We start from the raw sequence: 14,050 nt of genomic DNA on the forward strand, positions 1-14,050 counted from the left end.
CCCACCAACACCCCGCCCCCCCCCGGGGGGGGCCGCGGGCTCCGCCCCCTAGCCCCAGGGGAAGCCGGTGAGGCCGACTTCCCGTGCTGTACAGGGGCGGTGCTGCGGGGGAATCCGTTCGGGTGGTGCGGAGTTCAGCTGGGCGTGGGGAGTGGGAGGTCGGCGAGATCGACTTTTGGTGCAGGGCCCGGCCGCCCCATGGGTGGGGCGGCGGGGTTGGGAGCGGTGGTTGTTATCGGGCGTCGAACTCGCCGGCGCGGATGGCGGTGAGCCGACGGCCGTCGTGGGAGCGGATGTGGGTGGGGCCGCCGGGGTGGAGGGCGTCGAGGATGCGGATGGCGTAGGCCTCGCTCATGCGGTCGGTGACTTCGGCGGGGGTCAGCCAGGCGACGGCGGTGGATTCGTCGGAGAGGTGTTCGACGCCGCTTTCGGGATGGCAGCGGAAGACGAGGGAGATGATGCCGCGGGTCATGTTCTTGTAGACACCGGTCAGTTGGTCGACGCCGACCTTGAGCCCGGTCTCCTCGAAGATCTCGCGGCGCAGGCCGTCTTCGACGGTCTCGATGAGTTCCAGCACCCCGCCCGGGGGTTCCCAGGCGCCGTTGTCGGCCCTGCGGATCGCCAGCACACGCCCGTCCTCGCGGACGACCGCACCCGCGACGGACACGGAGTGCAGCGGCGTTGACGGGGTCTCACTGTCAGCCATGCATAGGAGCATAGGAGACCCGAAAGGCCCCGCCGCCCCGTGCTTGGGGCGGCCGGGCCGGGAGCGGTGGTTGTTAGCGGGCGTCGAATTCGCCGGTGCGGATGGCGGTGATGAAGGACTGCCAGGCGGCGGGGGAGAAGATGAGGGCGGGGCCCTCGGGGTCCTTGGAGTCGCGGACGGGCATGACGCCGGTGAAGCCGGGGGCCACCTCGATGCACTCACCGCCGCCGCCGCTGTAGGTGCTCTTGCGCCAGTGAACACTTGATAGGTCAGGGTGCACTTTCGAAGTCCTTCCGTACTGCGCGGATCAGCTCCAGCGACGCGGCCAGGGGCAGCGCTTCAACCTGGAGTCGATCGTAGTCCTTGGCCCAGCCGGCGAGCGTCTCCGGATTGCGTTCCAGGATGCCGCGTTGGTGGGTCTCGGAGTAGCCGAGCAGAGAGCGGTTGGGCATCGTCAGCAGAGTCACCGGGTGGGCGAAAGGGCGGTTCTCGCCGAGGCTGATCGGTGCGACCTGGATGGTCATGCTGGGCTGCTCGGTGAGGCGTTCGAGGTGCGCGAGCTGGCCGATCATTACGGATCGTCCGCCGATCGGCCGCCTCAGGCTCCACTCGTCCAGCACGGCGTGGATGTGGGGAGGAGAGGGGCGTTCGAGCTTGGCCTGCCGGGCGAGCAGGAACTTCACGCGCTCGTCAGCGTGTTGCTGGGTGACGGCACCGCGCCTGACGAAGGCCTGCTCGTAGGCGGCTGCGTACTCCGGGGTCTGCAGAAGCCCCGAAATGACGCCGATCTGGAAGAGCCGGATCGCGACGGCTTCGGCTTCCTTGTCGGCGTACTCGGGGAATCCCTCTATCAGGATGCTGTGTTCGAGCTGGTCGAGCATCAGCGCAAGGGTGCCGCCGGTGTCCAGGTACGCGTCGGCGACCTCCACGAACTTGCGGCTGGGCGCGCGGACGCCGCGCTCGATGCTGGAGATGTACGCGCCGGAGTAAGAGATCGCGGTCCCGAGCTGGGTCTGGAGCAGCTTGCGTGCCTCACGGAAGCGACGCAGCTGGATCCCGAGCGATGCGTACGGGGACGATGTGGGGTCAAGCCTCTTGCGGTTCACGGTGTTTCCCAACTGAACCAACTTGAACTGGCGACTACAGATGCTTCCCCACGCAAGGGGCGATCCGCAACCCTTTTCTCGACAGAGCGTAAATGCTTGATTGCGAAGGGTGTTCTCATGGTGTCGTCCAGACTTCACGGGTACGGGGTGCGGTGGGACCCGGAGGGGCGCTGCTACCGGGTGAGGAACGAGGTCACGGGGGAGTGGCTGCGCTGCGGCTCGACCGGTGAACTCGCCTCTTTCCACTCCTTCTGCGCCGCGTTCTCGGCGTGGCGGGTGTTCGAGGTGCACCGCAGGACCGGTGTGTGATGGCCTCGATGCTCAACCGGGCCACCGCCGAGCAGCGCCGTGAAGCCGCCCTCGTCGCCGACGACTTGGCGGCCGTCCTCGCCCTGGGCGGGGCCAAGTTGCCTTCCCTCGAAGTGGACTGGGACTTCGGGCGCCGCACCGGCTGCTACCTGATCTCCCTCGGCGCCGCCCGCACCTCCGATGTCGTCCGGATCGTCGAACTGCTCCGCAAGGGGCTGCACTTCGAGCGCCTCGCCGCCGATGACGACTGAACTCGCCGCCCGTCTCCTCTGGCTGCTCGGCTTCGCCGCCCTGATCAACTGGTGTTTCTGGAACAGGAAGTAGCACCCCCCGATGCGCGACCCCCGCCTCCTCGCCAAGCCGCCTGTCTGTCGGCTCGGCTGCCTCGCCCTCGTCCGCAACCCCCGCGGCGACGTCCTGCTCGTCGACCCCGACTACATGGACGGACTCATCCTCCCCGGCGGATCCGCCCGCCCCAACGAGCCCCCGCACGAGGCCGCCGCCCGTCACCTCCTCGCCCAGACCGGCCTCTCCCGGCGCCTCACCCACGTCCTCGCCGTCGACTTCACCCCCGCCGACCGCTACCTGGAGCGCCTCAACCTCGTCTTCGACGGCGGCACCACCACCCAGGAGCTCACCGTCCCGCCCCAGCACCGCAGCGGACTGCTCGGCGCCCGCTTCGCCCCCGTCCAGCAGCTCGGCCAGGTGATGGCCCCCGCCCAGGCCGCCCGCCTCGCCGAAGCGCTCACCAATCACGCCGTCCCCCTCCTCCTCCACGGCCAGCGCGCCGCCTGATCCCCGCCCGCGCAGGAGGCGGGGTCGGACACCCGGCGATAGGTAGTTGTTCGACATATAAAGAGCGATGGCTTATGTTCGTGACGTGGACGTGGGGGGGGGGGGGGGGCGCGGCGCCCCCCCCCCGCCCCCGGGGGCGCCGAGCCGGAGGGGCGGGCGCGGGACGGCCACAACCCCCCCCCCCCCGCGCCCCCCGCGGGGCGGGGGGGGGGGGGCCCCCGCCGGCGGGTGGTTTGTTTTACTAAATAAAACGGGCGAGGTTTTGTTGGCGGGCGGGGGGGGGGGCGGCCCCCCCCGCCGGCCCCCCCCACCGCCGATTCCCGTGTTCCCGTTCCGTGAGAGGAGCGCAGTGCACCGTCACGCCCGCACGCCCCGGACGCTCGGCGCCGGCATAGCCGCCGCCCTGAGCCTGGCCGCCCTGGCCGCCTACGTTGCCCCGACCGCCACCGCCACCGCCGCCCCGACCGCCACCGCCGACACCGCGCCCGCCCAGGCCCCCGGCGACCCCGTCCCCGGCGTCGTCGCCGGCCAGGACACCGCCGCCCCGCAGCTGGTCACCGGCCTCGCCGACCCCGCCCCCGGCAACCCGGCCGACGCCGCCCGCGCCCACCTGGCCGCCCACCGCGACCGCTACCAGGTCGACCCCGCCCAGCTCGCCGAGGCCGGCACCGAGAGCGCCCCCGACGGCCGCCGCACCGTCCGCTTCCAGCAGAACGAGGGCGGCGTCCCGGTCCTCGGCGCCCAGTACCTCGTCCACCTCGCCGGCGACGGCGCCGCCCAGCACGTCGAATCGGCGGGCGGCAAGTACTTCACCGGCCTCACCGCCCCCACCGCGCCCACCGTCCCGGACGACCTGCTGCGCACCGCCGCACTCGGCGCCCTGCCCGACGCCGCCCGCGCCAAGGCCACCGCCGACGACGCCGGCCTGGTGATCCTGCCCGACGGCGCCGGCCGCCTGACCCGCCACTACACCGTGCGCGGCGCCGGCGCCGACGGCACCCCGCTCACGCGCGACGTCTACGTCGACGCCACCGCCGGCGTCGTCGCCCTCGCCCACGACGCCCGCACCCCGTCCACCGCCACCGCCGCCGCCCGGCCCGAGGCCGTCGCGCCCAACGCGGCCGCCCCCGACCCGGCCCCGGCCACCGTCACCCCCGCCACCGGCACCGCCCCCGACGTCCACGGCAAGAGCGCGAACGTCAACATCGGCAAACTCCCCGACGGCACCTACCAGTTCACCGACCTCACCCGCCCCGCCGCGATCACCACCTACGACGCGGCCGGCCGCGACGTCGGCGACTTCGGCACCATCCCCGCCGACGCCCGCCCCGCGAGCTCCCCGACCCCCGACTTCCCGGCCGCCACCGGCACCGACGGCGCCACCGACGCGCACCTCAACGCCGGGATCGTCTACGACTTCTACCGCGACCGCCTGGGCCGCCTCGGCCTGGACGGCAAGAACGGCCCGATCGTCTCCGTCGTCGACGTCACCGCCGGCGGCCGTCCCTACCCCAACGCCTACTGGGACGGCAGCAAGATGATCTACGGCAGCGGCAACGACACGTACTACCCGTTCTCCGCCGCCCTCGACGTCTCCGCCCACGAGATGACCCACGGCGTCATCGCCAACAGCGCCAACTTCGCCTACCTCGGCCAGTCCGGCGCCATGGACGAGGGCCTCGCCGACTACTTCGGCAACGCCATCGAGGTCACCACCCGCGGCATCGCGATGAACGACCCCAGGGCCGCGCTGCTCGGCGAGGACCTGTGCCGCACCGGCACCCCGCAGGCCTGCGCCACCCGCCACCTCGACGACCACCACACCACCGTCGACGACTACGTCGGCGCCTCCCTGGCCTCCGACAACGGCGGCGTGCACCTCAACTCCACCATCTTCAGCGGCGCCCTGTGGGACATCCGGCGCACCCTCGACCCGCTCACCGCCGACCGCGTCGTCTACCGCGCGCTCACCGAGTACATGACCCCGCTCGACGACTTCGTCGCCGGCCGCAACGCCGTCCTGGCCGCCGGCCGCGCCGACGGCCTGACCCGCGCCCAGCTGCGCACCGTCGCCGCCGCGTTCGACGCCCACGGCATCAAGGCCGGCTGGCAGCACCGGCTCGGCCTGGACAGCCGCACCCTGCTGCGCGACATCACCTCCACCATGGCCGCCCCGGTGGCCGCCGACGGCCACTGGGTGATGCTGGGCAACACCGACGCCACCCGCAGGACCACCGCCCTGTACACCGGCACCGTCACCGGCGGCGGCACCCCCGTGCGCCTGAGCCCGGACGACGGCCGCTACCACAGCTGGGCCGCCACCGACGGCACGAGCGCGGCGTGGCTGGCGGTCGGCAAGGACGCCCAGGGCGTCTTCGGTTTCGAGGTGCTGGCCGCGCCGCTGTCCGGCGCAGGACCGGTGCGCAGCGCCTACCGCTCCACCAACCAGCAGCCCGGCAACATCCGGACGGCCGGCGGCGACGTCGCCTTCACGCTCCGGGACTTCGCCACCGACACCACCCGCGTCCATGTCGTCCACGCCGACGGCTCCCCGGAGACCGTGATCCCGCTGCCCGTCGGCCACCACGCCGCCGGCCTCGACCTGAGCGGCGGCGTCCTCGCCTGGACGGAGGGGTGGATGTCCGGCCAGGACTACGTCACCGCGCCGACCGCCTACTCCCTGGCCGAGGGCAAGGTCACCGCCCAGTACGTGCCCGCCGACCCGAAGAACCTGGCCGACTCCGTCCACCTGGCCGGCGGACGCGTGCTGTGGGTCCAGAGCCCCGCCGCCGGGCGCGCCACGATCCGCTCCGGCGCCCTGGACGGCTCCGGCGTCACCGACCTCCTGCCGGCCGCCTCCACGGCCCCCGAGCCGGCCACCCTGACCGTCTCCGACCGCGCGGTCACCTACGTCTCGCGCACCGGACGGGTCACCGACAACTGGACCAACGCGCAGACGGCCAAGCTGTGGCAGCTCCCGCTCACCGGCGGCACCCCCGAGCGCGTCTCCTGCGACCGCGGCTCCCAGGACGCGCCCGCCGCCGACCGCGGCACCCGCGTCGTGTGGCTCGACGCCACCGCCGGGCGCACCGACCTCGTCACCCGCGAGCGCCCCGCCGGCGCTCAGTGCGCCAGCGAGTCCGCGCCCCGGTAGCCCTGCGGGACCCCGTCGGCGAAGATGGCGTCGGCGTCCATGTGGCGGGTGCGCAGCGGGAGGATCTCCCGGTACGCGGGGGAGTCGTACCACGCGCGCACCCGCTCCCGGTCGGGGAACTCGATGACGATGACGTCGGTCCCCCAACTCCCCTCGACCACCTCGACGTTCCCGCCGTGCACCACGAACCGGCCCCCGAACGGCTCCAGGGTGGCGTCGATGCGCTCCAGGTACTCCACGATGTCGGGCCCGAACTCCACCGACCTGACCTGGGCGATCGCGAACGCGCTCATGAATTCCTCCTCGGCCTACCGCTGTTGTCGTCTGCTGTTCCGCGCTGACGTCGACGACGGTAGGCCGTGGCGTACCGTGCCCGAATCCGTCACGCATAGGTAGGGCGACCGGTCATGGCCCCCGTCGTCGGGACACCCGAGGCCCCGGCCGGGACGTCCCGCGGAGCCCGCGCGGCACGTCGGGTTCGGCCCCGGTTCACCCGAGGTTGCCGATGTGGCGCTTTGGTGTCGATTTGCGCTTTGACGTGCAGGGATGGAGTCGATACCGTCCGGTTGATCATCTTCACGGCCGGCTCTGGGGGGCGTTGGCGTCTCCCCCGGCGTGTCCTTCCTCGGGAGAGTTCGTGCAGCGCAGATTGCGAAGAATGGCCTGGCCCGTGGGCCTGGCAGTGGCGATACCGGTGGTGGCCGGGTCGGTTCCGGCGGTGACGGCATCGGCTGCGGATGCCGTCGCACCGGCGGTGGTGGAGGACTTCTCCTACCCGGGCGCCGCGAAGATCCTGGCGGACCACAACATCACCCTCAAGGCGGGCGACGGGCACATCGTGCTCGCCGACTGCGCCTCGGGCCCGGGCCTGGTGGAGCTGTACAGCCGCTCCGCGAACCCGAGCCAGGTCTGCTTCAAGATCACCGGGCGGACGGGGTACCTGTCGCTGGAGATCCCGCAGATCTACAACATCAAGGGCGACGACCACGCGATCAAGGCCACGCTGAACACCGCGGGCACGGTCACCAGCGTCGACGTCAACAAGAACGCCTGGACCCCGGTCGGCGAGGGCGGCACCAGCGGCTCGACTACGCTGCTGGAGCTCAACGCCACCGACGGCCCCGCCGCGACGGCCCCCGCCGGCGCCTACCCCGCGGTCGGCGCCCTGACGATCGGCCAGCCCGGCCGCCCCGGCTCGCGCGCCTGCACCACGACCCTGGTCGACCCGCAGTGGGTGCTCACCGCGGCCGCGTGCTTCGGCGACAAGCCCGCCGCCGGCGCGCCCGCCGCCCAGAGCGCCGTGACGATCGGCGGCCGCACCATCCCGGTCGTCGAGATCGCCCCGCGCACCGACCGCGACCTGGTGATGGCCCGCCTCGGCGCGCCGGTCTACGACATCACCCCGGTCGCCGTCTCCGCCACCGCGCCCGCCACCGGCGAGGACCTCACCGTCGCCGGCTACGGCCGCACCGCGACCACCTGGGTCCCCGCCGCGCCGCACACCGCCGCGCTCACGGCCGCCGCCGTCAGCGCCGGCGCAGTCGACCTCACCGCCAAGACCGCCGCCGACACCGTCTGCAAGGGCGACTCCGGCGCCCCGGCGCTGCGCGCCAAGAACGGCGGCTTCGAGCTCGCCGCCGTCACCAGCCTCGCCTGGCAGGGCGGCTGCCTCGGCGAGACCGAGACCCGCACCGGCGCCTCCGAGGCCCGCGTCGACGACCTCGCCTCCTGGGTGACGGCCACCGCCGCGTCCTCCGGCACGCTGATCAAGCCCGGCACCAAGCTGACCGCCGGCCAGTCCATCACCGGCCCCGGCCTCAAGCTGACGATGCGCGCCGACGGCGACCTCGTCCTGACCCACCGCCAGGCCGACGGCGGCGTCCTGTGGGACACCGCCACCGGTGGCAACAACGGCGCCTGGGCCTACATGCAGACCGACGGCAACTTCGTCGTCTACAAGGCCGACGGCAACCCGGCGGCCGGCACCGGCGGCCTGTGGGCCACCGGCACCTACTTCAACAACGGCGCCTACCTGAAGCTGCAGAACGACGGCAACTTCGTCCTCTACAAGGGCAACGGCGGTGAGGGCGCCGGCGGTGCCCTGTGGTCCACCAGCACCTTCCGCGGCGACGCCACGATCAACGGCAACACCCGCATCTCGGCGGGCCAGTGGCGCGAGGGCCCCGCCTCCGTCCTGGAGGTCCAGAAGGACGGCAACGTCGTCCTCTACCGCCGCAGCGACGGCGCGGCCCTGTGGGCCAGCGGCACCGCGAACAACCCGGGTGCCTGGGCGTTCATGCAGACCGACGGCAACTTCGTGGTCTACAAGGCCGACGGCAACCCGGCGGCCGGCACCGGCGGTCTGTGGGCCAGCGGCACCTACATGTTCGGCGGCAGCCACCTCAAGCTCCAGGACGACGGCAAGCTCGTCATGTTCAAGAGCGGTGACGAGACCCTCGCCACCACCGTCTGGAGCAACGCCACCCTGCGCCCGATCAGCCAGCTCAACCCGGGCTACCGCCTGAACGCCAAGACCACCTGGCTGGAGATGCAGTGGGACGGCAACCTCGTCCTGCACCGCAACAGCGACGGCGCCGCCCTGTGGCAGAGCAACACCACCGGCTGGGGCAACTTCCTGAAGATCCAGCAGGACGGCAACGCCGTGGTCTACAAGCTCGACGGCACCACCGCCCTGTGGAACTCCGGCACCTTCTGGTCCGGCGGCTCCTACCTGAAGCTCCAGGACGACGGCAACCTCGTCGTCTACAAGGCCGACGGCGGCGAGGGCATCGGCGGCGCCATCTGGAGCAGCAACACCTTCGTGAAGTAGTGCAGTAGTACCGGGCCCCGTTCCTCCCGCTCCGGCCGGGGGAGCGGGGCCCTTTTTCTTCCGGCTCAGCCCAGCAGGCGCAGCCTGGTGGCGGCGATGCCGACGCGCACGGTCTGCCCCCAGGTGAGGTCGAGGGCGTCGGACTCGATGCCGTCGCCGAAGGCCACCAGGTGCTCGGACTCCACCGTCAGCGCCAACTGCCGCCCGCCGTCCAGCAGTCCGTGGACCCGGCTGGTGCCGGTGGCCGGGGACGGCCAGGCCTCGCGGACGAACCAGGCCAGCGCCGGGACGCCGGGCGCGGGCAGGGCGAGCGGCGCGCCGCGCTCCAGCCACGCCGAGCGGCACCAGCCGGTGGCGCCCGTCCCGGTGCCCACCAGGACGCCCGACGACGCCTGCGCCTCGGCGGCGTCCCCGGCGCTCCCGGCGCCTTCGGCGTCCCCGGTGCCCCCGACCGCCAGGCGGTAGCGGGCCGTCTGGTGGCCCGGCTGGCCGACGTACACCTCGTTGAGCGCGAGCAGCCGCTGGCCGTCGTCCGCGACCGCCTCGACCATCGTCCGCTCCTCCACCGCCCCGCCCCCGCCCGGCACCGCCCGCAGCAGCGGCCCCAGCACCCGGGCGCGGTGGCGCACCAGCACCCCCGGATTGCGCCCCGGATCGGCGTCCACGCCGATCACCGGCTGCCCGGCCAGGTACTTCGCGGCGTTCGCCACCAGCCCGTCCTGGCCGACCACGACCACCACGTCCCCCGGCTCGAACAGGAACCGCGGCAGGTCCGCCCGCTCCACCCGGGTGCGCCGCCACTCCAGCGGCACGGCCGCCGCCGCCTCGGCCAGCGCAGCGCCCTGGCGCAGGTGGCGCTCCTCGACCTCCTCGGCCGAGCGGCCCCGGGAGGCCAGGAAGAACGCCGCCTGCCCGGGCGTGCCGTGCCGGGCCACCAACTCCTCGTACTCGGTGCGCCGGTGCACCAGCACCACGCGCGGGGCGAGCGTCACCGGTCCACCCCCGTCGTGGCTGCCTCGGCCGTGTCCGACCCCGTCGCGGCCGTCCGCGCCGTGTTCGCCCTGGCCGTGGCAGCCCCCACCGCGTCCGCCCCCACCGCGTCCGCCCCCGTCGCGTCCGCCCCCGTCGCGTCCGCCCCCGCCGGGCCGGCCCCGTCTGGGCCACCGCCGCCGGGTGCGCCCGGCCGGGCGGGCGGCGCGTCCGGGGTGGCCGGCGCGCCCGGAACGGGCGTCATCGCTGTGCCCCCGCGGCTCCCGGGGCCCCCGCGCCCAGGCGGGCCAGCAGTCCGGTCAGCACGTCCGGGGTGAGCGTCACGCTGTCGATGCGCGGCAGGTGCTCGGCCAGCCGCATCAGCGCCAGCGCCCGCAGCACCGCCGGGTCCGCCTGCTGGTGGGCGCCCAGCCACGCGGCCTCCGCCGCCGCCCGGGCCTCGCCCAGCCCGCGCGCGGCCTCGGCCTCGGCGGTGGCCAGGCGGGTGCGGCGCAGCGCCTCGGCGTCGGTGCGCACCCGGTCGGCGGCCGCCTCCTCCTCGGCCTCCAGACGCCGGTTGGCGCCCTGCCGGGCGAGCAGCTGCTCCTCGCGGCGGGCGAGTTCGATGCGGTTGGCCAGCTCGTTCTCGGCGATGCCGCGCTCGTGCTCGACGGCCACCGCGCGGCGCTCGAAGGTGGCCCGGTCGGCCTCCTGCTGGACGAGTTCGCGGGCCGGGGTGCGCAGCGCCCGCTCGACCTCGGGTTCGGGCCGCAGCGCCACGACGCGTACGGCGATGACGGCCAGTCCGGTCTCGGTCAGGCGCGGTTCGCCGGCCAGTCCGTGCGCCATGCGCTCGCGCACCGCGTCGACGCCGTCGGCGAGGGCGGCGGCGAGCGGGGTGCGGGCGAGCAGGCCGAGGGCGTGCTGCTGGGCGGTCTCGGTGAGCAGGGTGGCCAGCTGGTCCAGCGGCGCGGCCCGCCAGGCGCCGCTGTCGGGGTCGATGCCGAAGTCGACGCGGGTGGCGGCGGTGGCGGGCTCGGTGATGCGGTAGGTGAGGGTGGCCTGGACGGTGACGTCCTGGAAGTCGGCGGTGCGGGCGTGGAAAAGCATGGCGAGCTCGCGGTCGTCCACCGGGACCTCGGAGATCGCGGCGGTCAGCGGCCGGAACCAGAACGCCAGGCCCGTGCCGTCGTGGGCGACCCTGCCGCGGCGCAGGTGGCGGATGTGCGCGGTGGGAACGGCGCGCAGGTGGCGCATGCCGAAGCGCCTGGTGATGTCGGCCATCGTGGAACCCCTTTTCGTCGCCTTGACGATATGGGGCGACCCCGCTTCTCGTCAATCCGACGAGAAGCGGGGTGGGGGGCGGTCAGCGGTGGGCGGGGAACTGCACCACCTGCTGGTAGGTCGGGCGGTTCTGCCAGGTGGTCTTGGCGTCGGTGACGCCGCCGAGCGGGCGCTGGATGACGGTGTCGGCGCACCACTGGTCGCCGGCCGCGCAGTCGCCGTCGCCCGGGTAGACCTGGGCCGGGCCCTGGGCGGCCGCCTGCGCGAGGGTGTTCAGCAGGATGGTCCGGCAGGCCGCGAGGTCGCCGCCGCCGCAGAACGGCCGGGCCAGCGGGCCCGCGACGCCGTCGCCGAGGACGGCGCGCAGGTCCTTGTCCAGGTAGCTCCACCAGCCGTACTGGAACGACGAACCCTTGTGCGGGATCGCCTCGTTGGCGCTGACCGGGCCGCTGCCGCCGCTGCGGCCCGAGGGCGACTCGTCGATCTGCAGCGCCCCGGTGAGCGCGGTGAACAACTGGTCGCCCAGGCCCGGGCGCATCACGCCGTCGGCCAGCAGCGGCCACCACGCGTCCATCACGCGGATCGCGTCCGCATCCGCGTACGCCCCGCTGCCGGGCGAACTCTCGTGCCGCGTACCGCCGTCGGCCAGCCACGCCTCCAGGTTCTGCAGCGCCGCCAGGGCGGCGGGGTCGGTGACGGGGGCGCTGCGCAGCACGCGGATCAGGTCGGGCAGGACGTCCTCGGCACGCAGATCGGTCAGGGCCGCGCCCTCCATGGCCCGGGTGAGCGCGACCCGGCTCACCTTCCCCTGCTGCACCAGGGACTTGACGCGGGCGTCCAGCAGGTTGGCGCGGTGCACCGAGCCGTTGCCGAAGCCGGCCGCCGTGTAGCCGGTTGCCTGCTTGTTGTTCCACGAGACGTAGTAGTCCTGGTTCACGGACTGCGGGTGCTCGGCCGGCGGGGTGTAGCGGGCGGTGTTGCCCGCCGGGTCGAAGTCGGCCCACTCGTAGGCGGGTTGGGCGAGCACCGGCAGGCCAGGGTCGACGCCCGGGGCGCGCACCGGGTTGGACCCGGAGTTGTAGTAGGCGATGTCGCGCGAGTCGGCGTAGAACCAGTTGAACGTGTAGTTGATGTCCTGCGCCGCCTGCTGGAAGCTCGCCGCGTCGTGCACCGCCCCCGGGTCGTTGAACTCCTGGAAGCCGATGATGGAATCCGCCTCGTGCCGGTAGGTGGAGCGCAGCGAGGTGAACGCCACCGGCGCCCCGCCGACCGTGCCGCGGGCGCTCACCAGGCCGTAGTTCGTGCGGTAGGACACCAGCGTGTAGGAGCCGGCCGGGGTGGAGTCGGCGGTGGTCGGGCTCCACGCGTCCTTGCGCTCCAGGCGCTCGAACGGCGTACAAGTGCCGTGCCACAGGTAGGAGTTGGACGCGGTCGTCACCGGCGAGCCGTCGCTCGTGCACAGCGGCACGGCGTAGGTGTCGGTGATGTCCTGCCCGGCCGAGGTGGCGCTCCACGCGTAGTCCTGCCCGCGCCCGAGCTCCACGTAGAAACTCAGGCCCGCGAACGCCGCGCCGCGCGCGCTGATGCCCGGGCCCTGCAGCTCCTCCAGCATGAGCAGCTGCGGCGCGAAGTAGCCGGTCTGCGGGCCGAACACCGCCACCGGGTGCCCGTCGTCGGTGTGCGCGCCGGAGACCAGCAGCGCGTTCGACATGCCGTGCTTCGCGCTGAGCAGGTTGCCCGGCAGCACGCCCTTGGCGCCGGTGGCCGCCGACTGCGCGGACCCGGTGGCGTCGTAGACCTCCGGCTCGCTCACCACCGACCCCGGGTCGGGCATCGCGACGCCCCGCGGGTCGTCGGGCACCGTCGCGTACGGGAACGCCTGCCCGTCGTGCAGGGTCTGGACGGCCTCCGGGTCCTCCGCCTCGCGCAGCGAGCGCCACACCGCGTCGCCGGCGTCCCTGCCGTAGCGCGCCTCGGCGGCCGACTTGACCTGCGCGGAGGCGAGTTCACCACCGCCGCCGGAGCCGAACAGCGCGCCGATGACGGAGGCGAGGGCCACGAGGTCGGACAGGGTGAACGGCGCGATCGACCCGGCGTTGGTGATCGGGTCCACGTGCCCCGTCAGGTCGTACTCGCCCGGGAACGTCCGGGAGTCGTACGCCTGCTGGATGTACTTGTTGATCCCGTCGAGGTACGCCGAGGCGTCCGCCAGCGCCTGCGCCGCCCGCCCGCCGCGCGAGGACAGCACGTCGATCTGCTGCTGCAGCTCGGCCTCGGTGTACGGCGCCGCGCGCCAGAACGTCTGCTCCAGCTGCCGGTTGGCCGCCGCGCCGCCCGCGAAACCGGACAGCTCGCCGCGCCCGACGTGCCGGAACAGGTCCATCACCCACAGCCGGTCCTGCGCGGCCGCGTAGCCCGCGCCGAACTCGGTGCCGTAACGGGTGGTGCCGGTGACGTGCGGCACGCCGGTCGCCTTGTCGCGCACGATCGTCACGTCGGAACGCGGACTGGCCGTGCTCGCGACCTGGTCCGCCGGCACGCCGAACGACGCGTCGTTGAAGAAGCTCCGCAGCCCGGCCTCCGTCAGGCCCGGGTAGCCGGAGGCGAGCGAGGCGTACGGGCCGAGCTGGTCGTCGGTGTGGGCCGGGCGGGTGCCGAACACCCGGTTCAGCAGGATCTCGGCGAGCGTGGCGTTGCCGTTCTCGCCGGGCGGCAGGATGTCGTTGCAGCGGCCCGCGCAGTAGTCGGCCGCTGCCGCGGTGGCGGGCGCGGCGGCCGTGGGGGTGGTGGCGAGCGCGGGCACGAGGAGCAGCGCCACCGCCAGTACGGCGGCGAGCAGCCGGGGGAGGGGTAGGGGGACGTGGGGGCGTCGGGGCACGTCGAGCTCCTGGGTGGGG

The 14,050-nt window shown here is 73.6% G+C and carries 12 protein-coding genes; 5 read left to right on the forward strand and 7 right to left on the reverse strand.

The features are described from left to right. Positions 1-232: 232 nt before the first annotated feature. The 3 genes from ACFV4F_RS14250 to ACFV4F_RS14260 form a co-directional block, all read right to left on the reverse strand. On the reverse strand, positions 233-718 hold the full coding sequence (locus ACFV4F_RS14250) for an NUDIX hydrolase (protein WP_380502371.1): 486 nt from the start codon (positions 716-718) through the stop codon (positions 233-235). A gap of 61 nt (positions 719-779) precedes the next feature. Further along, on the reverse strand, positions 780-986 hold the full coding sequence (locus tag ACFV4F_RS14255; protein WP_380502373.1) for a DUF397 domain-containing protein: 207 nt from the start codon (positions 984-986) through the stop codon (positions 780-782). Then, positions 976-1,812 (reverse strand): helix-turn-helix domain-containing protein, encoded by an 837-nt coding sequence (locus tag ACFV4F_RS14260; RefSeq protein ID WP_380502375.1) that lies wholly within the window; start codon positions 1,810-1,812, stop codon positions 976-978. Before ACFV4F_RS14260 ends, ACFV4F_RS14255 begins: the two co-directional genes overlap by 11 nt. Before the next feature lie 117 nt (positions 1,813-1,929). On the opposite strand from ACFV4F_RS14260, the gene ACFV4F_RS14265 reads away from it, so the two are divergent. From ACFV4F_RS14265 to ACFV4F_RS14280, 4 genes are all read left to right on the forward strand, one after another. Continuing rightward, positions 1,930-2,121, forward strand: coding sequence for a hypothetical protein (locus ACFV4F_RS14265; RefSeq protein WP_380496830.1), 192 nt, complete (start codon positions 1,930-1,932; stop codon positions 2,119-2,121). Further along, the gene (locus ACFV4F_RS14270; RefSeq protein WP_380502377.1) at positions 2,121-2,372 is read left to right on the forward strand and encodes a hypothetical protein; all 252 of its coding nucleotides are present in this window, start codon (positions 2,121-2,123) and stop codon (positions 2,370-2,372) included. Before ACFV4F_RS14265 ends, ACFV4F_RS14270 begins: the two co-directional genes overlap by 1 nt. Before the next feature lie 82 nt (positions 2,373-2,454). Further along, the gene (locus tag ACFV4F_RS14275; RefSeq protein WP_380502379.1) at positions 2,455-2,916 is read left to right on the forward strand and encodes an NUDIX domain-containing protein; all 462 of its coding nucleotides are present in this window, start codon (positions 2,455-2,457) and stop codon (positions 2,914-2,916) included. Between the two features lie 349 nt (positions 2,917-3,265). Beyond that, on the forward strand, positions 3,266-6,070 hold the full coding sequence (locus ACFV4F_RS14280) for a M4 family metallopeptidase (protein WP_380502381.1): 2,805 nt from the start codon (positions 3,266-3,268) through the stop codon (positions 6,068-6,070). Here ACFV4F_RS14280 and ACFV4F_RS14285 read toward each other — a convergent pair. Beyond that, positions 6,040-6,363 carry a DUF1330 domain-containing protein gene (locus tag ACFV4F_RS14285; protein WP_380502383.1) on the reverse strand — a complete coding sequence of 108 codons (324 nt, stop codon included), beginning with the start codon at positions 6,361-6,363 and terminating at the stop codon, positions 6,040-6,042. The genes ACFV4F_RS14280 and ACFV4F_RS14285 overlap by 31 nt on opposite strands. A gap of 365 nt (positions 6,364-6,728) precedes the next feature. Here ACFV4F_RS14285 and ACFV4F_RS14290 point away from each other — a divergent pair, with 365 nt between their 5' ends. Next, positions 6,729-8,900: a trypsin-like serine protease gene (locus ACFV4F_RS14290; RefSeq protein WP_380502385.1), complete on the forward strand. Its 2,172-nt coding sequence runs from the start codon at positions 6,729-6,731 to the stop codon at positions 8,898-8,900. Between the two features lie 65 nt (positions 8,901-8,965). Here ACFV4F_RS14290 and ACFV4F_RS14295 read toward each other — a convergent pair whose 3' ends face one another. The 3 genes from ACFV4F_RS14295 to ACFV4F_RS14305 all read right to left on the reverse strand — a co-directional run bounded on the left by ACFV4F_RS14295 (position 8,966) and on the right by ACFV4F_RS14305 (position 14,031). Next, the gene (locus ACFV4F_RS14295) at positions 8,966-9,892 is read right to left on the reverse strand and encodes a hypothetical protein (protein WP_380502387.1); all 927 of its coding nucleotides are present in this window, start codon (positions 9,890-9,892) and stop codon (positions 8,966-8,968) included. A gap of 238 nt (positions 9,893-10,130) precedes the next feature. Then, a complete protein-coding gene (locus ACFV4F_RS14300) occupies positions 10,131-11,153 on the reverse strand; it encodes an SPFH domain-containing protein (RefSeq protein WP_380502389.1) in 1,023 nt (340 codons plus the stop codon). An 82-nt stretch (positions 11,154-11,235) separates the two neighbouring features. Beyond that, complete coding sequence (locus tag ACFV4F_RS14305; protein WP_380502391.1) at positions 11,236-14,031, reverse strand: penicillin acylase family protein; 2,796 nt, start codon at positions 14,029-14,031, stop codon at positions 11,236-11,238. Positions 14,032-14,050 lie beyond the last annotated feature (19 nt).

This window comes from Kitasatospora sp. NPDC059722 (assembly GCF_042733235.1).
Classification (GTDB): Bacteria; Actinomycetota; Actinomycetes; order Streptomycetales; family Streptomycetaceae; genus Kitasatospora.